Consider the following 18,783-nt stretch of genomic DNA (forward strand, 5'->3'; position numbering starts at 1 on the left):
ATTAGCCCAAGCCCATTACTGATGATTTTTAATGTGACACTTGTCACACTTATGTTTATCCAGTTGCTCTCAGTTGTGTTTATTTGTGACAGAGATTGTTTGATAGCCAGGTCATGTCGGTATAATCCTCCCAAAATTATTTCAATTTAATTAATGATTTCACTATTAGGGATATCGACATGCTCATGAGTTTGGTCGGAATGGCAGTACTGATATTAATAGCCGTACTTCTTTCAAGTAATTTTAGGGCGATTAATATCCGCACTGTCGTCGGTGCATTTATTATCCAGATAGCGATTGGGGCACTGGTATTATATGTGCCAATTGGTCGCCGCATTTTGGGCGGCATGTCTGAAGGGGTCGCGAACGTCATTGCCTACGGCAACGAGGGGATCTCATTTATTTTTGGCGGTTTGGTTTCCGACAAAATGTTTGAAGTTTTTGGCAGTGGTGGTTTTGTCTTCGCCCTGAGAGTTTTGCCAGTCATTGTCTTTTTCTCATCATTGATTGCTGTTTTGTATTACCTCGGCATCATGCAAATCGTTATTAAAGTGTTGGGCGGTGGTTTGCAAAAGCTGCTGGGTACTTCACGTACCGAATCCCTTTCAGCTACCGCAAATATCTTTGTCGGGCAAACGGAAGCGCCGTTAGTGGTGCGCCCTTATATCGCTACGATGACGCAATCGGAACTGTTTGCCGTGATGTGCGGTGGTTTAGCTTCAGTCGCAGGCTCCGTTCTGGCCGGTTATGCCCAAATGGGGGTGCCATTGGAATATCTGATTGCCGCATCCTTTATGGCGGCTCCCGGCGGGTTGCTGTTTGCGAAATTGATGGTGCCCGAGACTGAAAAAACCCATGATAACGTCGATGCCACAACGCTGATTGCTGAAGATGAGCGCCCGGCTAACGTAATTGATGCCGCCGCATCCGGTGCGGCATCGGGTATGCAACTGGCGTTGAACGTCGGGGCGATGTTACTGGCCTTTATCGCACTGATTGCTTTGCTAAATGGTATTTTGGGGGGGATTGGCGGCTGGTTCGATTATCCACAATTGTCGCTGGAACTGATTCTGGGCTGGGTCTTCTCGCCAATCGCTTATCTCATTGGGGTGCCGTGGAGCGAAGCGATGGTGGCGGGTTCATTTATCGGCCAGAAGATTATCGTAAATGAATTCGTGGCATTTATGAATTTCGGCCAATACCTACAGGCAGAAGAGTTAGTGAAAGCGGCGGGTTTACAGGTGTTGTCTGACCACACTAAAGCCATTATCTCTTTCGCGCTGTGTGGTTTTGCCAACTTGTCTTCAGTGGCTATTTTGCTGGGGGGCTTGGGCAGCATGGCACCGAGTCGCCGTCATGATATCGCGCGCTTTGGCCTGAAAGCCGTAGCGGCAGGCACATTATCGAATTTGATGAGTGCGACAATCGCCGGTTTCTTCCTGGCGCTGTGATCAGGCTGATTGACTCGATATTTTGAAATTGGGCAGCGCCCATCACCGCCACCTATTCTGGTTTATAAGATCAGGTGTATGCGGCGGGTCTTGTGCGCTGTCCGTACCTATGTAGGTGCGCCTAATCGATCGGTTTTTCAGATGTATTTCTGCCCATAAGCTATTCTTGAAGCGAGTGGGCGTATCGCGCTTAGAAAGCCATAAAACAGGTTATTTTGTGATTCTAATCACATATAATCCCAGTCCGTTACAAGTTACTATTAATTATTGTGAAATTGAACACACCTCATGCGGCGATAACGTGTTCAAATAGAGCTATTGGCTTTTCTGATTGAAAGCCGAAAGTATGTCTATACCCAATGTTATTGGTGTTGTAGCCCGCCTGCAACATCATGCAAGAAGGGTAGTGCGGTGAGATGGATCTCAATTGCCACCCATACAAGGGGCTATCTTCAAGGAACCAAGTCCGCTCGCCAACGTATTGAGCCTCATAACCAAAGCTACCGGTAAGGTAACTTTGCGGGCTCAAAAATAAATGCTCAGTTTTGGCAAGGTGCCGGGGCTGAAATAGTGTTGGAGAGTTTTATGACCGATTTAACCGCCCACGCGACGTTGAACAATTATGCAAAACGCGCACTGAGTTTAATGGACTTAACCACCCTGAATGATGACGATACCGATCAAAAGGTGATCGCTTTGTGCCATCAGGCTAAAAGTCCGGCTGGCAATACTGCGGCCATCTGCATTTACCCCCGTTTTATCCCGGTTGCGCGTAAGGCGCTACGTGAGCAGGGTACACCTGAAATACGAATCGCAACGGTAACCAACTTCCCCCACGGCAATGATGACATTGCGATTGCACTGGCTGAAACCCGTGCCGCGATTGCTTATGGTGCCGATGAAGTCGATGTGGTCTTCCCTTACCGCGCGTTAATGGCCGGTAATGACAAAGTGGGCTTTGAGTTAGTGAAACAATGCAAAGAAGCTTGTGCAGCCGAAAATGTATTACTGAAAGTAATTATTGAAACCGGCGAACTGAAACAAGAACATTTGATTCGACAAGCGTCTGAAATTGCCATCAAAGCTGGCGCTGACTTTATTAAAACCTCCACCGGTAAAGTGCCTGTCAATGCCACACTGGAAAGCGCCGAAATTATGATGCGCACTCTCCGCGACTTGGGTGTGAGCAAATCTGTTGGTTTCAAACCCGCCGGCGGGGTGCGCACGGCTGAAGATGCCGCGCAATTCCTGCAATTGGCTGATCAACTGATGGGAGAAGGCTGGGCCGATGCGCGCCATTTCCGCTTTGGTGCGTCCAGTTTGCTGGGCAGCTTGCTGACTACATTGGGCCATCAGAGTGATGCCAAAAGCAGCGGTTACTGATTGCTTTCAACATAATTGAATTGCGAAAGCAGCCTATCGGCCGTTTTCATCCTATATTCAGGTCAAGCAGGGGGATGCCTTGTTTCTGGCACAAGAAATTATTCGTAAAAAACGCGACGGTCAGCCATTGAGCGAGGAAGAAATTCGTTTCTTTATCAATGGAATTCGCGACAACGTGGTTTCCGAAGGGCAAATTGCTGCTTTGGCGATGACCATCTATTTCCACGACATGAACATGCAAGAGCGCGTGGCGCTGACAATGGCGATGCGTGATTCTGGAGCAGTACTGAATTGGCAAAGCCTGAAACTGAATGGCCCGATTGTCGATAAACACTCCACCGGTGGAGTCGGTGACGTCACATCATTGATGCTCGGCCCGATGGTTGCCGCTTGTGGTGGCTATGTACCGATGATTTCTGGTCGTGGCTTGGGTCATACTGGCGGCACACTGGATAAGCTGGAAGCGATTCCGGGCTTTGATATTTTCCCTGATGATCAGACGTTCCGTAAAATCATTCAGGAGGTTGGTGTGGCAATTATCGGTCAGACCAGTTCGCTGGCCCCGGCAGATAAACGTTTCTATGCTACCCGTGATATCACTGCGACAGTGGACTCCATCCCGCTTATCACCGCCTCTATTCTGGCTAAAAAGCTGGCTGAAGGGTTGGATGCACTTGTGATGGATGTGAAAGTGGGGTCGGGTGCCTTTATGCCAACCTATCAGCTATCTGCCGATTTAGCACAGGCGATTGTCGGCGTGGCTAATGGCGCGGGTTGCAAAACTACCGCGCTGCTGACCGATATGAATCAGGTATTGGCTTCCAGTGCGGGTAATGCGGTTGAAGTCCGCGAAGCGGTGCGCTTCCTGACTGGCGAATATCGCAACCCACGCCTTTTGGAAGTGACAATGGCATTGTGTGTTGAAATGCTGCTGTCGGGGGGATTGGCGCAAGATGAGGCTGATGCTCGCGCCAAATTACAGGCGGTGCTGGATAACGGTAAAGCCGCTGACGTCTTTGGCCGCATGGTTGCGGCACAAAAAGGCCCGTCAGACTTTATTGAGCGTTATGACCACTATCTGCCGCTTGCCACGCTAAGTAAGCCAGTATTCGCTGAGCGAGCCGGTATTGTTACCGCGATGGACACCCGTGCCATAGGTATGGCAGTGGTTTCTCTCGGAGGAGGCCGTCGTCGGGCAACTGATCCTATTGATTACAGTGTTGGTTTTACCGATATGGCCCGTCTGGGAGCCAGAGTTGATGGCCAGCAGCCATTAGCCGTGATTCATGCCAATAGCGAAGATGACTGGCAGCAGGCGGCACAGGCGGTACGCGCAGCAATCACCTTGGGCGATAAAGCGCCAGAAGAAACACCGGTGATATATCGCCGTATTACAGAATAAATATGAGCCTGTCGTTCTTGGTAGACGGGTATTAATTATGTATGTGGGGCGGTGGAGCGCGTCGTTATACTGGCGCAGTATGGCCGCCCCCAGAGCGTGTATCCACGCAGGAGATAATGATGAAACGTACATTTATTATGGTATTAGACTCATTTGGTATCGGTGCCAGCGCGGATGCCAGGAAATTTGGCGACGAAGGGGCTGACACTCTGGGCCATATTGCTGAAGCCTGCGCCCGTGGTGAAGCTAACGTTGGCCGCAGCGGCCCGTTGACGCTGCCAAACCTGAGCCGTTTAGGGCTGGGTAAAGCGGCGCAAGAGTCTACGGGTAAATTCCCGCCAGGGCTGGATAAGAATGCGAACATCATTGGCGCGTATGGTTACGCCAGCGAATTATCTTCCGGTAAAGATACGCCGTCAGGCCATTGGGAAATTGCTGGTGTGCCGGTTCTGTTCGATTGGGGCTACTTCAGCGATGTGGAAAACAGCTTCCCGCAGGAACTGCTGGATAAACTGGTCAAACGCGCCAACCTGCCAGGCTATTTGGGTAACTGCCACTCGTCAGGCACCGTAATCCTCGACCAACTGGGCGAAGAGCACATGAAAACCGGCAAGCCGATTTTCTATACCTCGGCTGACTCGGTGTTCCAGATTGCCTGCCACGAAGAGACCTTTGGCCTGGATCGCTTGTATGAGTTGTGCGAAATCGCCCGCGAAGAGCTGACTGAAGGCGACTACAATATTGGCCGCGTTATTGCGCGCCCGTTCCTTGGTGACAAACCGGGTAACTTCCAGCGTACCGGTAACCGCCATGATCTGGCCGTTGAGCCGCCAGCGCCCACCATGTTGAAGAAACTGGTGGATGAGAAGGGCGGTGAAGTGGTTTCTATCGGTAAAATTGCTGATATCTACGCCCACGTCGGTATTACGCAAAAAGTGAAGGCCACCGGTCTGGATGCCCTGTTTGATGCCACCATCGAAGAGATGAAGAAAGCCGGTGACAACACCATCGTGTTCACTAACTTTGTTGATTTTGACTCCTCTTACGGTCACCGTCGTGACATTGCGGGTTATGCTGCTGCGTTGGAGTTATTCGACCGCCGCCTGCCGGAACTGATGGCGCTGGTAAAAGAAGATGACATCTTAATCCTAACCGCTGACCACGGCTGCGACCCAACCTGGCCGGGCACTGACCATACCCGTGAGCATATCCCAGTGCTGGTTTATGGCCCAAAAGTAAAACCGGGATCGCTTGGCCATCGTGAGACGTTTGCCGATATTGGGCAGACGGTGGCGACATATTTCGGCCTTTCTCCAATGGATTACGGTAAGAATATGCTTTAAGTCATTCAGCTAAGTTGAGCGTGCCATTTTGAACCCGGGCAGTGCTCGCCCTCCTCACGTACTCAGGTTTTATAAGGCCAGGTGTACGCTCTGGGGGCTGTGCGTTGGCCGTGCCCAAACTGTCGGTGCTCATCTGCGCTGGCGATGGCTGATTTTCTCTGAACTGTGCAAAGTAGTTCAAACTTAAAAACAGCTCAGTAATATAAATTTTAATTCTCTGACTTTTAAGGAAAGTGATTATGGCAACGCCACATATTAATGCTGAAATGGGTGATTTCGCAGACGTTGTACTGATGCCAGGGGACCCGCTGCGTGCGAAGTTTATCGCCGAAACCTTCCTGCAAGATGTGAAGCAAGTGAACGATGTGCGTGGCATGTTGGGCTTCACCGGTACTTATAAAGGCCGCAAAATCTCTGTTATGGGCCACGGCATGGGTATCCCGTCCTGCTCCATTTATGCCAAAGAGTTGATCACGGATTTTGGCGTAAAAAAAATCATCCGTGTGGGTTCATGTGGTGCGGTGCGTGCTGACGTGAAACTGCGTGATGTGGTTATCGGCATGGGGGCTTGTACCGATTCTAAAGTGAACCGTCTGCGTTTTAAAGATCACGACTATGCCGCGATTGCTGATTTCGACATGACCCGCAACGCGGTTGATGCGGCAAAAGCGAAAGGTCTGAATGTCCGTGTGGGTAACATCTTCTCTGCTGACCTGTTCTATACGCCAGATCCACAAATGTTTGATGTGATGGAAAAATATGGCATTTTGGGTGTGGAAATGGAAGCGGCGGGTATCTACGGCGTTGCGGCTGAATTCGGCGCGAAAGCCCTGACTATCTGTACCGTGTCTGACCATATCCGTACCGGTGAACAAACCACCGCTGCTGAGCGCCAAACCACGTTCAATGACATGATTGAGATTGCGCTGGAATCTGTATTGCTGGGCGATAAAGAGTAACTTCTTACTGCGTTTCCTATTCAGCGGCAGAACTCTCTGCCGCTGAAGCTAAATCTATTTATCATCCGGTTTTTTGTCTGATTCTGCCGTTTCATCCTCACTCTCATCTTCTTTGACTGGCCTATTGGCGGTCAGCAGATAAGGTGATTGCTGCCAGCGGCTGCGGCGGCCTTGCAGCAGAGTGCGAGCCAGTATAATCCCCACCGCCAGCGCCATCAGAATCATCAGACGCAGCAAATTGGTGGTATTATCCACTTGCTTGGATTCCGTTGCCAGAACGTGGGTGTCCAGCGTCATGCGCAGAAAACCACTCGGCCCGCTTTTACCTGGGATCCGCTCAACGATTTGATGGTTGAAATAGCTGCCGGGTCGTTTACCATCCAGTGCCAGCCGGTCGCGAACCTTGACGTTCTCCCCGGCGTTGGCGACCAGCGTACCGTCTATCTGATACACACTGGCATCCAATATGCGGCTGGATTGTGTCAGTTGCTGAAGGATGGCGTCCACTTTCTGGCTATCAACATCGTCATCACCGCTGTCCATGATGGGCGACAGGCTGAAAGTGACTTGTTTCGCCAGTGTTTTTGCCAGTTCTTCAACTTGTTCCGAACGGGCCAGTTGATGACTGAGACTAAAATAGGATGCACCTTGCATCAGTAAGACTAATAATGCCAGGCAAATCAGCACAATAGCTGTACGGTGCAGTCGGGATTTTAATTTAGCCTTGGCCATGCAGGTTCCTTGCCGAATTTGATGATTTTATACCCGTCATACTTCACGTTATTTAGAGTATATGTTGCCAGAAGCCAGGGCGATAGGATAGCTTGATGCGTCCTTTTGTCGGCCTTTACCCCGTTTCTACAGGAGCCATTCATGTCTAATAGTCTGACCTATTGCGATCTTCCCGCGGAGATCTATCAATGGCCGGGTCTGCCACTTTCACTCAGTGGCGATGAAGTTATGCCGCTGGATTATCGTGCGGGTCATACAGGTTGGCTGTTGTACGGCAGAAAACTGGATAAAAAGCGCATTACCGATTTCCAACGCCATTTGGGGGCGGCAATGGTGATTGTCTCCGCCTGGTGTGTGGAAGATTATCAAGTGATCCGTCTGGCGGGCAGCCTGACTCCGCGCATTAAAACGCTGGCTGATGAGAGCGGGCTGGATGTCGCGCCATTGGGGGCTATTCCACATTTGCGCACGCCGGGTCTGTTAGTGATGGATATGGATTCCACGGCTATTCAAATCGAATGTATTGATGAGATTGCCAAGCTCGCCGGTGTTGGCGAAGAAGTGGCTGCCGTCACCGAACGCGCCATGCAAGGTGAGCTGGATTTCGCCGCCAGCCTGCGCCAGCGAGTTGCCACCTTGAAAGGCGCGGATGCCAATATCCTCAAACAAGTACGTGATGAATTGCCCTTGATGCCAGGGCTGACCAGTTTAGTGCGCAAGCTTCAGGCACTGGATTGGCATGTGGCGATTGCGTCCGGCGGTTTTACCTATTATGCCGAATACCTGCGCGACAAACTGCGGCTGGTTGAAGTGGCAGCCAATGAGCTTGAAATCAAAGACGGCAAGCTGACCGGCAAAGTGCTGGGGCCGATTGTCGATGCGCAATATAAAGCAGATACCTTGCTCAAACTGGCAGAAAAGCTGAATATCCCGATTGCTCAAACCGTGGCTATCGGTGATGGTGCCAATGACCTGAAAATGATGCAGGCCGCCGGTCTGGGGCTGGCTTTCCACGCCAAACCAAAAGTTTATGCTAAAGCGAAAGTGGCTATTCGCCACGGTGATTTGCTGAGTGTGTTGTGTATTTTGACCGGCAGCCTGAAACACGAAGAACGCTAATCCCCTTCGTCCTTGGCACTACAGCGTTGTTAGCGGCACTCGCTTACCCGAATCACTTACTTGAGTAAGCTCATCGGGATAAACTCGCTTGCTGGCTAACTGTAGTACCCATGTCTTTGGGGATGTTTATTGTTAAATTGAGGTGAAACGTGGCTAAAGCACCAAAGCGGGCATTCGTCTGTAATGAATGTGGGGCTGATTACCCACGCTGGCAGGGGCAGTGCAGCGCCTGTAACGCCTGGAATACCATAACCGAGATTCGGCTGGCAGCGGCAACATCGTCATCGTCGCGCAATGAACGTTTCGGTGGTTATGCCGGTGATGCGGGGGTTAGTCGGGTGCAGAAACTCTCAGATATCAGTCTCGATGAACTGCCACGCTTTTCAACCGGCTTCCTTGAATTTGATCGGGTACTGGGCGGCGGTGTGGTGCCGGGCAGTGCCATTCTTATCGGCGGCAACCCCGGTGCGGGGAAAAGTACCCTGCTGTTGCAAACGCTGTGCAAATTGTCTGAAAACATGAAAACCCTGTATGTCACTGGCGAAGAGTCATTGCAGCAGGTGGCGATGCGCGCGCACCGTTTGGGCTTACCCACTGCGGGCCTGAACATGTTGTCGGAAACCAGTATTGAGCAAATTTGCCTGATTGCCGAGCAAGAGCAGCCGCGCCTGATGGTGATTGACTCCATTCAGGTGATGCATATGGCGGATATCCAATCGTCACCGGGCAGTGTGGCGCAAGTGCGCGAAACTGCTGCCTATCTGACTCGTTTTGCCAAAACTCGTGGTGTGGCCATTATCATGGTCGGTCATGTGACCAAAGATGGCTCGCTGGCCGGGCCGAAAGTGTTGGAACACTGTATTGACTGCTCCGTGATGCTTGATGGTGACGGGGATACCCGTTTTCGCACTCTGCGTAGCCACAAAAACCGCTTTGGTGCCGTCAATGAGTTGGGCGTATTTGCCATGACCGAACAAGGCTTGCGCGAAGTTAGCAATCCATCGGCTATTTTCCTCAGCCGTGGTGATGAAGTCACTGCGGGCAGCTCGGTAATGGTAGTGTGGGAAGGGACTCGCCCGCTGTTGGTAGAGATTCAGGCGCTGGTGGATCACTCAATGATGTCTAATCCGCGTCGGGTTGCGGTCGGTCTGGAGCAAAACCGGCTGGCAATCTTGCTGGCGGTCTTGCATCGCCACGGCGGTTTACAAATGTCGGATCAGGATGTGTTCGTCAATGTGGTCGGTGGCGTGAAAGTGACGGAAACCAGCGCGGATCTGGCGTTGCTGATGTCACTGGTGTCCAGTTTGCGTGACCGCCCATTACCGCAGGATTTAGTGGTGTTTGGTGAGGTTGGGCTGGCCGGTGAAATTCGCCCGGTGCCAAGTGGTCAGGAGCGTATTTCAGAGGCCGCCAAGCATGGTTTTAAACGCGCTATCGTGCCTTATGCCAATATGCCGAAGAAACCGTTGCCCAATATGCAGGTGTTTGGGGTGAAAAAACTGGCGGATGCGCTGGCGGTGCTAGAGGATTTATAACCGCTCATTTAGTCGTGTTCATCTTGCCGCATACTGTGTTATTTTTGTTTAGCGCACTAAACAAGGAGGCGGTATGCTGCAATTCGACTATCTCAAAACGGCAATTAAGCAAAAGGGCTGCACCTTACAGCAGGTGGCTGAAGCCAGCAGTATGACCAAAGGTTATTTAAGCCAATTACTCAACGACAAAATCAAAAGCCCCAGTGCGCAAAAACTTGAGGCTTTGCACCGTTTCCTCGAACTGGAGTTCCCACGTCGCGAGAAAAAAGTCGGCGTGGTGTTTGGTAAATTTTACCCGCTGCACACCGGTCATATCTATTTAATCCAGCGCGCCTGTAGCCAGGTCGATGAATTGCATATCATTCTTTGTTACGATGAACCTCGTGATCTTGAGCTGTTTGAAAACAGTTCAATGTCACAGCAGCCGACCGTCAGTGACCGCTTGCGTTGGTTGCTACAAACCTTTAAGTATCAGAAAAATATCCATATTCACTCATTTGATGAAAACGGCATTGAGCCCTATCCGCATGGTTGGGATGTCTGGAGTCGTGGCGTCAAAAAGTTTATGAATGAGAAGGGGATTGCCCCGAATTTTATCTATTCTAGCGAGAGTCAGGATGCGCCGCATTATAATGAGCAATTTGGCATTGAAACTATTCTGATTGACCCACAGCGCTCATTTATGAACATCAGTGGCCGCCAGATCCGTCGCGATCCTTTCCGTTATTGGGATTATATTCCCACCGAAGTGAAACCGTTTTTTGTCCGAACCGTAGCCATTCTTGGCGGCGAATCCAGTGGTAAATCGACGCTAGTCAATAAGTTAGCCAATATCTTCAATACCACCAGTGCGTGGGAGTATGGTCGGGATTATGTCTTCTCACATCTGGGTGGCGATGAGATGGCGCTACAATATTCTGATTATGACAAAATCGCGCTAGGGCAGGCTCAATACGTTGATTTTGCGGTGAAATACGCCAATAAAGTGGCCTTTATTGATACTGATTTTGTTACTACGCAGGCTTTTTGCAAAAAGTATGAAGGCAAAGAGCACCCGTTCGTGCAGGCGCTGATTGATGAATACCGCTTTGATCTGGTTATTCTGTTGGAAAACAATACACCCTGGGTCGCTGATGGGCTGCGTAGCCTCGGCAGTGACCGTGACCGCAAATCTTTCCAGAGCTTACTGGAGCAGATGCTGCGCAGTAATAACATTGAATACGTCCATGTTGAATCGGCAGATTACGACACGCGCTTTCTGCGCTGCGTTGAACTGGTGCAACAACTCTTGGCCGCTGACCTGCAACGCCTCGCCCGTCCTTCAGTATTGGTTGACGCACGGGCAGGGTAATCGATGACGATATTACCCTGCATATACCTAATTGATTGAGGTTTTACCGCAATGGCAGGCAGTTGCATCTGGTGTATCCAAGCCGCAAGTTAAATTCGCCCGCACTGAGTTGTTTTATTGATGGGGTCTGCGGTATTTGAAGATTATGTGCAAGGGCTGGATATGCCCGAAAATATGTGGAGCCAGAGGGCAGCTCCACATAGATCGTACTATTCCAAATAAAACACTTCCCGCAGCGCCTCGCTAACTGGGCTACCATCAGGGTTACTGGGCATCACATCCGCCATATGTTGCCACCAGCGCTGGCAAACGGCGGTTTGAGCCACGGCCTTCCACCGCTCCTCTGACTCAATTTCGACGAAACCAAACAGCAAGTTACGATCAGCATCAAGGAATATTGAGTAGTGGTGCGCCCCATGCGCTTTTAGCACCGCCTCCAACTCTGGCCAAATTGGCGAGTGTCGCCGTTGGTATTCGGCGTGAGCTTCGGAATTAACCTGCATGACAAAGGCTTTGCGTATCATGGTATTACCCCAATCAAAGTGCCTGTAAGTAGAGTGCGCGAACCTGTTCCCGATCGGCAGGACGTGGGTTGCAAGGCGCGCAAGGATCAGACAGTGCTTTATCCAACCAGCCTTCGATATCACTTTCTTGAATGCCTAACACGGAGAACCCGACAGGGATCCCGACACGTTGCGACAGTTGTCGAATGGCGGTTATCGCTTCATGGCTGGCCTGCTCATCGGTTAACTCCTGAGTATTGACCCCCATAGCCTGTGCTATGCGCGCAAAGCGGCTGACCGCCTGCGGGCGGTTATACTCTTCAATGATTGGTAGCAAGATGGCATTACATACCCCGTGTGGCAGGTTATGAGTGGCTCCCGGTTGATGCGCCAGGGCATGAACTAAACCAAGCCCGGCGCTGTTAAAGGCCATGCCTGCCAGATACTGGCCGCACGCCATCATTTCACGGGCGTGCAGATTTTTACCGTCATCGACCGCCAACGGCAGCCATTGGCTGATCAGGCGGATCGATTCGAGTGCCGAGTGATCAGTCAGTGTATGTGCGCCTAATGAAACATACGCTTCGATAGCGTGGGTGAGGGCATCCATTCCGGTTGCCGCAGTGACGCTGGCGGGGATATTCAGCATCACGGCGGGATCGTCAACAGCGATATCAGGAATGAGATTGGTGTCGATAATGACTTCTTTCACTTGTCGCAGACTGTCAATAATCACCGCATTACTGGTCAGTTCTGCGGCGGTGCCGGCCGTGGTGTTGATGGCAGCCAAGGGAACGCCACTATGCTTAACTTTACCGACGCCGGAATACGCAGTGGATGGCCCCGGATTGGCGCTCAGAATCTTAATGGCTTTGGCGGTATCAATGGGGCTGCCGCCACCGAAGGCTATCAGATAGTCACACTGCTGCTGCTTGAAGGCCGCCAGCCCAGCCTCTACCAGTGCCTCGGTCGGGTTAGGAAAAACCTCGCTGAATAGGGCATAAGGTAATTGATGCTGTTTCATCGCAGCGAACAGACTGTCAAGCAGGCCGAGTTCAACCAGTTGTCCGTCAGTGACAATCAGTGCTTTTCCCCACTGTTTGCCGCTGAGTAATTTCACCATATCCTCGATTGCACCGGTGCCATGCAAGCTGATTTTCGGTAGTGCCAACATAAAACTCATGCTGTGCTCCTCACATAACGCAGACAAGATAATGACCTAACCCAGCCTTGCACGGGGTAGGTCACAGAGGTTATACGTCTAGCGCGGCGGCCATTGGCGTAACGTCAAAGCGTGCTGCCAGCGCAATCAATTGTTCACGGGAAATCGTCTGCTGCTTGCCCCCCATCGACAGGACTTTTACCATAATTTCGGCTGATTTCTCGGCGGTATCAATCAAACCAAAGGCATCATCCAGCGTCGGGCCACTGCCGAAAATACCGTGGAATGGCCACAGCACCAGGCTGTGTTCACGCATCTGCTCAGCGGTTTTACTGCCGATGCCATCAGTACCCGGCACCATCCACGGCACAATGCCAATCCCGTCAGGGAACACCACCAGACACTCGGTGCTGCCCTCCCATAGCAATCGGGTGAAGCTGGCGTTATCCAGTTTTTGCACATAACTGAGCGCAATCAGATTGGTCGCGTGGCAGTGCATAATGACCCGGTCGGAGCCACCACTGACCTGTATACGCACGATATGAGACTGGAAGTGCGCGGCCAGCTCAGAGGTCGGCAGCCCCCCTTGAGTTAAGCCCCAGTGAATGTGATAAGCCATGCCATCACCACTGACTTGCAGGAGTACCAGATTTTCCGCCGGGTTCAACTCCACATTACGAAAGAACTTGCCGGAACCGGTCACCAGGAACCAGCAGTTTGCCAGTTCGGGTGCCGGCTGGGTAAGTTCTACGGTTCGGGGTTGCGAATAAAAGTCGCTCCGATAAGCTTCAACCTCTTCCGCCAACAGCCGCAGGCTAATATTGCCCCCGTTACGTTCATCCCACCCTTTGCGCCACATATCGCTGGTGGCTTTAATCATTCCCTGAATAAACCAGGAAGATAGAATCGCTTGCATAATGATGAATCCTTAACGTTGGCTGAGAGTGTGTTGTTCGTAATCACGTACCGCATCGAGCCAGCGGGCATCTACCGGTACATCGTTGCGCTGGCAATACCCTTCCCAAATGGCTTGCCAAGGCAGGGATTTTTGTTCTTCCAGCAGTGCCAGCCGCGCGGTGTAGTCACCACGCAGCTCCAATTGGCGTAGCATCTCGGTGGGTTCCAACAAGGCACGCAGCAAGGCTCTTTTCATATTGCGGGTACCAATAACCCAGGCAGCAATACGGTTGATGGAGGCATCAAAGAAGTCGAGCCCGATATGAACTCTGTCGAACAGGTTGTGACGGATAATTTCACTGGCAATAGCCTGAGTTTCATCATCCAACAGCACCACATGGTCACTGTCCCAGCGCACCGGGCGGCTGACATGCAGCAGCAGGCGCGGAATATACAACATGGCGCTGGAGATTTTATCGGAAATCACTTCAGTCGGGTGGAAGTGACCGGCATCCAGGCACAGCGCGGTCTGGCGGCTGGCGGCATAACCCATATAAAACTCGTTGGAGCCTACGGTGTAGCTTTCGGCACCGATACCAAACAATTTGCTCTCAACGGCATCAATGTGATGCGCCGGATTTAATTTTTCACTGATGATTTCATCCAGCGCTGACAGCAACCGCTGGCGCGGAGCAAGGCGATCGATAGGGTTGTCCTTCATGCCATCGGGAACCCAGATATTCATGACCGACGGTGTGCCCAATTGTTCGCCAAAATAAGCGGAAATACGGCGGCTGGCCTGGCAATGCTCAATCCAGAATTGGCGGATTTCCGGATCAGCATGAGATAGGGTAAAGCCATCGGCGCTCAGTGGATGAGAGAAACAGGATGGATTGAAATCCAGCCCCAAATGGTGCTTTTTGGCCCATTCAACCCAGTGGCTAAAGTGGCGAGGCTCGATTTTATTGCGCGCAACCGGGGTATCCGATTCTAAATAAATAGCATGTAAATTAAGCCGTTTGGGGCCGGGGATCAGTGTTAACGCTAATTCAAGGTCAGCGCGTAATTCCGTGGCATTACGTGCTTTCCCAGGATAGTTACCGGTCGCTTGAATTCCGCCGGTCAGCACGCCATCCGGGTTTTCAAAACCAGTGACATCATCACCTTGCCAGCAGTGCATGGAGACTGGCAGCGTATCAAGGCGGGCAAGTGCGGCATCAACATCCACGCCAACGGCGGCAAAGCGCTGTTTAGCCAGGCTCCAGGCCTGTTCAATAGAGTTCGTCATATGCAAAGTTCCTTAGGTTGTTGACTCAGTGACTGGAATAGCGGCCAATGGGCGGCAAAGTCAGCGTTGTCATGAGGAGATAAAGAGTGTTGCGGGAAGTTATGCGCCACGATACGGCGGTAGTGAGCGACATCACGCACGTCACCCAAGGCGATTAATTGGCTGCCAATATTGCCGAGCGTCGAGGCTTCAACCGGCCCGGTGATGACATTCAGGCCGCAGGCATCGGCACACAGTTGATTGAGAAATTGGTTTTGGCAGCCCCCGCCGACGATATGCAGGTGGCTGATTGGGTATCCGCGCAACTCAGCCAGCTCTTGGGCGACTTGGCGGTACAACATGGCGAGACTGTCAAAGATGCAACGGGCCAGTTGGGCCGCCGTGGTGGGGATCGGCATCCCGTATTCGCGGCAGGCGTTTTGAATCTCGCGGCACATATTGGCTGGATTGATAAAACGGCTGTCATTGGGGTTGATCAGTGAGCGGCAAGCGGGTTGGCATGCGGCCTGTTCGATAAGGTGCGGTAAGTCTTTAATCTGCAACTCATCCGTGGCGCGTTGCAGTAACCACAAGCCCATAATATTTTTCAGTACCCGATAACGGCCCTCGGCACCCCCTTCATTGGTGATATTGCTGGCCTGCGCTTGCAGGTGGGTTATCGGTGTCAGGCTTTCAAAACCCATCAGTGACCAGGTGCCGGAGCTGAGGTATGCGGCATCAGCATCAACCAGTGGCGCGGCAAGCACCGCGCTGGCGGTGTCATGGCTGGCTACCGCAATAACCGGCACCTGCTGGCCGCTGGCGCTTTGCCAGTAACCGATGGTATTACCGGGTTTACTGGGTTTGGCAAACCAATGGGCGGGGACACCGGCATAGGCCAGTAAGTCGCTATCCCAATCACCGGTTTCGAGGTTGAGTAACTGGGTGGTACTGGCATTGGTATATTCCCAGTTAAGCTGGCCGGTAAGACGATAGTGTAAGTAGTCAGGGATCAGCAATAGATGGGCGACATCAGCCAATAAATGGGGCTGCTGCTCGCTGAGTGCCCGCAATTGGTACAACGTATTGAAGGGTAAAAATTGAATACCGGTGCGACGGTAAATCGTACTGCTGCCCAGGCACTGCTGCGCCTGTTCCATCACGCCTTGAGTACGACTGTCACGATAAGATACCGGCTGCCCGACGCGCTTGCCTTGTTTATCAAGCAGCACATAATCAACCCCCCAGCTATCAATCCCAATGCTGTCGAGCTGAATTCCTTCGCTATCGAGCTGATTCAGTCCCTGACGAATTGATTGTTCAATGGTATCGATATCCCAGACATCGGTGCCATCAATGGATTTAATCTGATTAACAAAGCGGCAAACTTCGCGTAGTTCAAGCTGTTGTGGGCTGGAGCGATAACTGGCCAGCATCACGCGCCCGCTGGAGGCACCGAGGTCGATGGCAACAATGTGCCGTGTGTTGATTACAGACGGTGTTACTGCTGTTGGTGTGGGCATGATTAGCGGCCTGTCGTTTCTCAATGCTCAGCAGTGTAGAAATTTGCGTTACTTGGCACCTTCTCATCACTGCCAGTCGCTATGGCTTGCTGGCAAAATGACGAAAGTTAAAGTGAAATAGCTCACAGTTTTGTGTTTATGCCGCCCATCCCCCACCTGTGACCCTGCGCATACTTTTCAACATTGCTGCACATATCTAAAAAAAATCACCGCCAAAGTCGCTTTTAACGTCAAAAATTGAAGGTTTCATTAACACTGCTGCTTTTACTATCGAGGAGTAAAGCAGGGCAATTTCGCCGTGTCTTTTGAAAGAGGGCAAAAGATGACGGTGTTGCGCAGTATTGATTTCTTCTCTTCCAGTTCGGCATCCGTGGCGATTGAAGTTCGCGCCCCGCAATCGACATTTCCTGAGCATCATCATGATTTTTATGAAATTATTATTGTTGAGCAAGGGGCGGGTGTACATGTGTTTAATGGTACCCCCTACACGTTAAGCAGTGGTTGTGTCTGTTTTGTCCGTGACCATGATCGCCATCTGTTTGAATCAACCGATGCGTTGTTCCTCACAAACGTCCTATTCCGTGCGCCTGATGCTTTTCGCTTCTTGTCCGGTGTGGAACATTTTTTGCCGCGTGAGAATGACGGTATTTATCCCTCCCATTGGCGTGTTAACGGCCAGGTTTTACAACAGGTAAAACAGTTGATTAGCTGCCTTGAGTGTTCGCCTCACAGTGAGCGAGCTGAAGATATCGCCTTAAATGAAAGTGTATTTATGCAGTTATTGGTACAACTGTGGCAGGGGTGTTTGGCGCAGACGGGGGATGATCAAGAAGGGCGTTTATGCCAATTGTTGGACTGGTTACAGAATAACTACAGTGAAGCAATTGAGTGGTCAGCACTGGCTGATCGCTTTGCATTGCCATTGCGCACGCTACATCGGCAGTTAAAAAACCAGACCGGCATGACACCACAACGTTACCTGACGCGTTTGCGCTTGCTACAAGCCCGCCGTCAATTGTGCTATAGCGACAGCAGTGTTACCGATATTGCCTATCAATGCGGCTTTGGCGATAGCAACCATTTCTCCACCTTGTTTAAGCGGGAGTTTTCTCAGTCTCCCCGTGATTTACGTAGCCAGCTTTAGCACGACAGGTCAGTACGTGAATAGCGTCACTTTAAGAATCAGTAGTTTAATGATAGTGTTCTGTTTATTAATTGACCAGTAAACATAGGGATATAGCCATGCGGGTACCACTGCTGTTAGAGAATCGGGACTATTTTCCATCGGAGCAGATGCCGGTGGCGGTAGCTAATCGATATCCGCAGGAAGTCTTCGCCGGGCATACCCACCAATTCTGTGAAATTGTGATTGTCTGGCGGGGGAACGGATTACATGTGCTTAATGACCATCCTTATCGTATTACCTGCGGTGACGTTTTTTATATTCAAGCAGCAGATCATCATAGCTACGAATCCGTGCATGACTTGGTATTAGATAACATTATTTATTGCCCGGAACGGTTACGCCTGAACGCACAGTGGCATAAACTGTTGCCTCCCTTTGGGCATGAACAGAATCAGGGTTACTGGCGATTAACTACGCAAGGTATGGCACAGGCAAGGCCAATTATTCATCAGTTGGCGCAGGAGTCGCGTAAGACAGATTCCTGGTCGATACAACTGACGGAGGCTCTGTTACTGCAACTCGCCATCGTGTTAAAGCGCCATCGCTACAGGGCAGAGCAGGCGCATTTATTGCCCGATGGTGAGCAGCTTGATTTGATTATGTCCGCAGTGCAGCAAAGTCTGGCAAGCCACTTTGATATGGCTGAGTTCTGTCATAAAAATCAGTTGGTTGAACGCTCGCTGAAACAACTTTTTCGTCAACAAACGGGAATGAGTATCAGCCATTATTTGCGCCAGATTCGCCTTTGCCATGCTAAATGCTTATTGCGGGGAAGTGAGCATCGTATCAGTGAGATTGCTGCACGTTGTGGGTTTGAAGACAGTAATTACTTCTCTGCCGTTTTCACGCGTGAAGCGGGCATGACACCACGCGACTATCGCCAACGCTTTGTTAGAACACCGTTATTACCCGGTAAAAATGGGCGTGAAAGTGAAGAACAGCCGCAGGTTACAACCATCATTTAGCGCCT

At 51.1% G+C, this 18,783-nt stretch carries 16 protein-coding genes and 1 pseudogene; 11 read left to right on the forward strand and 6 right to left on the reverse strand.

What is annotated here, in order from left to right; translation table 11 throughout:
- Positions 1-179: 179 nt before the first annotated feature.
- The 5 genes from AT01_RS15225 (at position 180) to deoD (ending at position 6,538) form a co-directional block, all read left to right on the forward strand.
- The gene (locus tag AT01_RS15225) at positions 180-1,451 is read left to right on the forward strand and encodes a NupC/NupG family nucleoside CNT transporter (RefSeq protein WP_082039628.1); all 1,272 of its coding nucleotides are present in this window, start codon (positions 180-182) and stop codon (positions 1,449-1,451) included.
- Between the two features lie 585 nt (positions 1,452-2,036).
- The gene (gene deoC / locus AT01_RS15230; RefSeq protein ID WP_042547735.1) at positions 2,037-2,834 is read left to right on the forward strand and encodes a deoxyribose-phosphate aldolase; all 798 of its coding nucleotides are present in this window, start codon (positions 2,037-2,039) and stop codon (positions 2,832-2,834) included.
- Between the two features lie 79 nt (positions 2,835-2,913).
- On the forward strand, positions 2,914-4,236 hold the full coding sequence (gene deoA / locus AT01_RS15235) for a thymidine phosphorylase (protein WP_042547736.1): 1,323 nt from the start codon (positions 2,914-2,916) through the stop codon (positions 4,234-4,236).
- Between the two features lie 119 nt (positions 4,237-4,355).
- On the forward strand, positions 4,356-5,579 hold the full coding sequence (gene deoB, locus AT01_RS15240) for a phosphopentomutase (protein ID WP_042547737.1): 1,224 nt from the start codon (positions 4,356-4,358) through the stop codon (positions 5,577-5,579).
- Between the two features lie 239 nt (positions 5,580-5,818).
- Positions 5,819-6,538: a purine-nucleoside phosphorylase gene (deoD, locus tag AT01_RS15245; protein ID WP_042547738.1), complete on the forward strand. Its 720-nt coding sequence runs from the start codon at positions 5,819-5,821 to the stop codon at positions 6,536-6,538.
- Between the two features lie 54 nt (positions 6,539-6,592).
- Here deoD and AT01_RS15250 read toward each other — a convergent pair whose 3' ends face one another.
- Positions 6,593-7,270 carry a YtjB family periplasmic protein gene (locus AT01_RS15250; RefSeq protein WP_042547739.1) on the reverse strand — a complete coding sequence of 226 codons (678 nt, stop codon included), beginning with the start codon at positions 7,268-7,270 and terminating at the stop codon, positions 6,593-6,595.
- Positions 7,271-7,411: 141 nt separating this feature from the next.
- Here AT01_RS15250 and serB point away from each other — a divergent pair, with 141 nt between their 5' ends.
- From serB to AT01_RS22350, 4 genes and pseudogenes are all read left to right on the forward strand, one after another.
- Positions 7,412-8,389 carry a phosphoserine phosphatase gene (gene serB / locus AT01_RS15255; protein ID WP_042547740.1) on the forward strand — a complete coding sequence of 326 codons (978 nt, stop codon included), beginning with the start codon at positions 7,412-7,414 and terminating at the stop codon, positions 8,387-8,389.
- Between the two features lie 149 nt (positions 8,390-8,538).
- Positions 8,539-9,924 carry a DNA repair protein RadA gene (gene radA / locus AT01_RS15260; protein WP_004701929.1) on the forward strand — a complete coding sequence of 462 codons (1,386 nt, stop codon included), beginning with the start codon at positions 8,539-8,541 and terminating at the stop codon, positions 9,922-9,924.
- A 73-nt stretch (positions 9,925-9,997) separates the two neighbouring features.
- Positions 9,998-11,275 (forward strand): multifunctional transcriptional regulator/nicotinamide-nucleotide adenylyltransferase/ribosylnicotinamide kinase NadR, encoded by a 1,278-nt coding sequence (gene nadR, locus AT01_RS15265; RefSeq protein ID WP_042547741.1) that lies wholly within the window; start codon positions 9,998-10,000, stop codon positions 11,273-11,275.
- A 31-nt stretch (positions 11,276-11,306) separates the two neighbouring features.
- Positions 11,307-11,497, forward strand: a pseudogene (locus AT01_RS22350) (hypothetical protein); the annotation flags it as partial.
- Here the strand turns inward: AT01_RS22350 and rhaM are convergent.
- From rhaM to rhaB, 5 genes are all read right to left on the reverse strand, one after another.
- Positions 11,485-11,799 carry an L-rhamnose mutarotase gene (rhaM, locus tag AT01_RS15270; RefSeq protein WP_004701932.1) on the reverse strand — a complete coding sequence of 105 codons (315 nt, stop codon included), beginning with the start codon at positions 11,797-11,799 and terminating at the stop codon, positions 11,485-11,487. The pseudogene AT01_RS22350 and the gene rhaM sit on opposite strands and share 13 nt — an antisense overlap.
- A gap of 13 nt (positions 11,800-11,812) precedes the next feature.
- Positions 11,813-12,961 (reverse strand): lactaldehyde reductase, encoded by a 1,149-nt coding sequence (gene fucO, locus AT01_RS15275; RefSeq protein WP_042547742.1) that lies wholly within the window; start codon positions 12,959-12,961, stop codon positions 11,813-11,815.
- Positions 12,962-13,031: 70 nt separating this feature from the next.
- Positions 13,032-13,856: a rhamnulose-1-phosphate aldolase gene (rhaD, locus tag AT01_RS15280; RefSeq protein WP_042547743.1), complete on the reverse strand. Its 825-nt coding sequence runs from the start codon at positions 13,854-13,856 to the stop codon at positions 13,032-13,034.
- A 12-nt stretch (positions 13,857-13,868) separates the two neighbouring features.
- Positions 13,869-15,125 carry an L-rhamnose isomerase gene (locus AT01_RS15285; RefSeq protein ID WP_042547744.1) on the reverse strand — a complete coding sequence of 419 codons (1,257 nt, stop codon included), beginning with the start codon at positions 15,123-15,125 and terminating at the stop codon, positions 13,869-13,871.
- Positions 15,122-16,540 carry a rhamnulokinase gene (gene rhaB / locus AT01_RS15290; RefSeq protein ID WP_235427310.1) on the reverse strand — a complete coding sequence of 473 codons (1,419 nt, stop codon included), beginning with the start codon at positions 16,538-16,540 and terminating at the stop codon, positions 15,122-15,124. Before rhaB ends, AT01_RS15285 begins: the two co-directional genes overlap by 4 nt.
- A gap of 409 nt (positions 16,541-16,949) precedes the next feature.
- On the opposite strand from rhaB, the gene rhaS reads away from it, so the two are divergent.
- Both rhaS and rhaR read left to right on the forward strand, forming a co-directional pair.
- Positions 16,950-17,771, forward strand: a complete 822-nt coding sequence (rhaS, locus tag AT01_RS15295) for an HTH-type transcriptional activator RhaS (protein ID WP_042547745.1) — start codon at positions 16,950-16,952, stop codon at positions 17,769-17,771.
- Positions 17,772-17,869: 98 nt separating this feature from the next.
- Positions 17,870-18,778 carry an HTH-type transcriptional activator RhaR gene (gene rhaR, locus AT01_RS15300; RefSeq protein WP_004701946.1) on the forward strand — a complete coding sequence of 303 codons (909 nt, stop codon included), beginning with the start codon at positions 17,870-17,872 and terminating at the stop codon, positions 18,776-18,778.
- Positions 18,779-18,783: the final 5 nt, after the last annotated feature.

It is taken from the genome of Yersinia aldovae 670-83, from assembly GCF_000834395.1.
GTDB classification, from domain to species: Bacteria; Pseudomonadota; Gammaproteobacteria; order Enterobacterales; family Enterobacteriaceae; genus Yersinia; species Yersinia aldovae.

What these genes read in the sequence shown, in the direction of transcription:
- serB (WP_042547740.1), top strand. Translation starts at nt 7,412, where the DNA reads ATGTCTAATAGTCTGACCTATTGCGATCTTCCCGCGGAGATCTATCAA.
- AT01_RS15250 (WP_042547739.1), bottom strand. Translation starts at nt 7,270, where the DNA reads ATGGCCAAGGCTAAATTAAAATCCCGACTGCACCGTACAGCTATTGTG.
- AT01_RS15225 (WP_082039628.1), top strand. Translation starts at nt 180, where the DNA reads ATGCTCATGAGTTTGGTCGGAATGGCAGTACTGATATTAATAGCCGTA.
- rhaD (WP_042547743.1), bottom strand. Translation starts at nt 13,856, where the DNA reads ATGCAAGCGATTCTATCTTCCTGGTTTATTCAGGGAATGATTAAAGCC.
- rhaM (WP_004701932.1), bottom strand. Translation starts at nt 11,799, where the DNA reads ATGATACGCAAAGCCTTTGTCATGCAGGTTAATTCCGAAGCTCACGCC.
- fucO (WP_042547742.1), bottom strand. Translation starts at nt 12,961, where the DNA reads ATGAGTTTTATGTTGGCACTACCGAAAATCAGCTTGCATGGCACCGGT.
- nadR (WP_042547741.1), top strand. Translation starts at nt 9,998, where the DNA reads ATGCTGCAATTCGACTATCTCAAAACGGCAATTAAGCAAAAGGGCTGC.
- AT01_RS15285 (WP_042547744.1), bottom strand. Translation starts at nt 15,125, where the DNA reads ATGACGAACTCTATTGAACAGGCCTGGAGCCTGGCTAAACAGCGCTTT.
- deoD (WP_042547738.1), top strand. Translation starts at nt 5,819, where the DNA reads ATGGCAACGCCACATATTAATGCTGAAATGGGTGATTTCGCAGACGTT.
- deoC (WP_042547735.1), top strand. Translation starts at nt 2,037, where the DNA reads ATGACCGATTTAACCGCCCACGCGACGTTGAACAATTATGCAAAACGC.
- rhaR (WP_004701946.1), top strand. Translation starts at nt 17,870, where the DNA reads ATGCGGGTACCACTGCTGTTAGAGAATCGGGACTATTTTCCATCGGAG.
- rhaS (WP_042547745.1), top strand. Translation starts at nt 16,950, where the DNA reads ATGACGGTGTTGCGCAGTATTGATTTCTTCTCTTCCAGTTCGGCATCC.
- rhaB (WP_235427310.1), bottom strand. Translation starts at nt 16,540, where the DNA reads ATGCTGGCCAGTTATCGCTCCAGCCCACAACAGCTTGAACTACGCGAA.
- deoB (WP_042547737.1), top strand. Translation starts at nt 4,356, where the DNA reads ATGAAACGTACATTTATTATGGTATTAGACTCATTTGGTATCGGTGCC.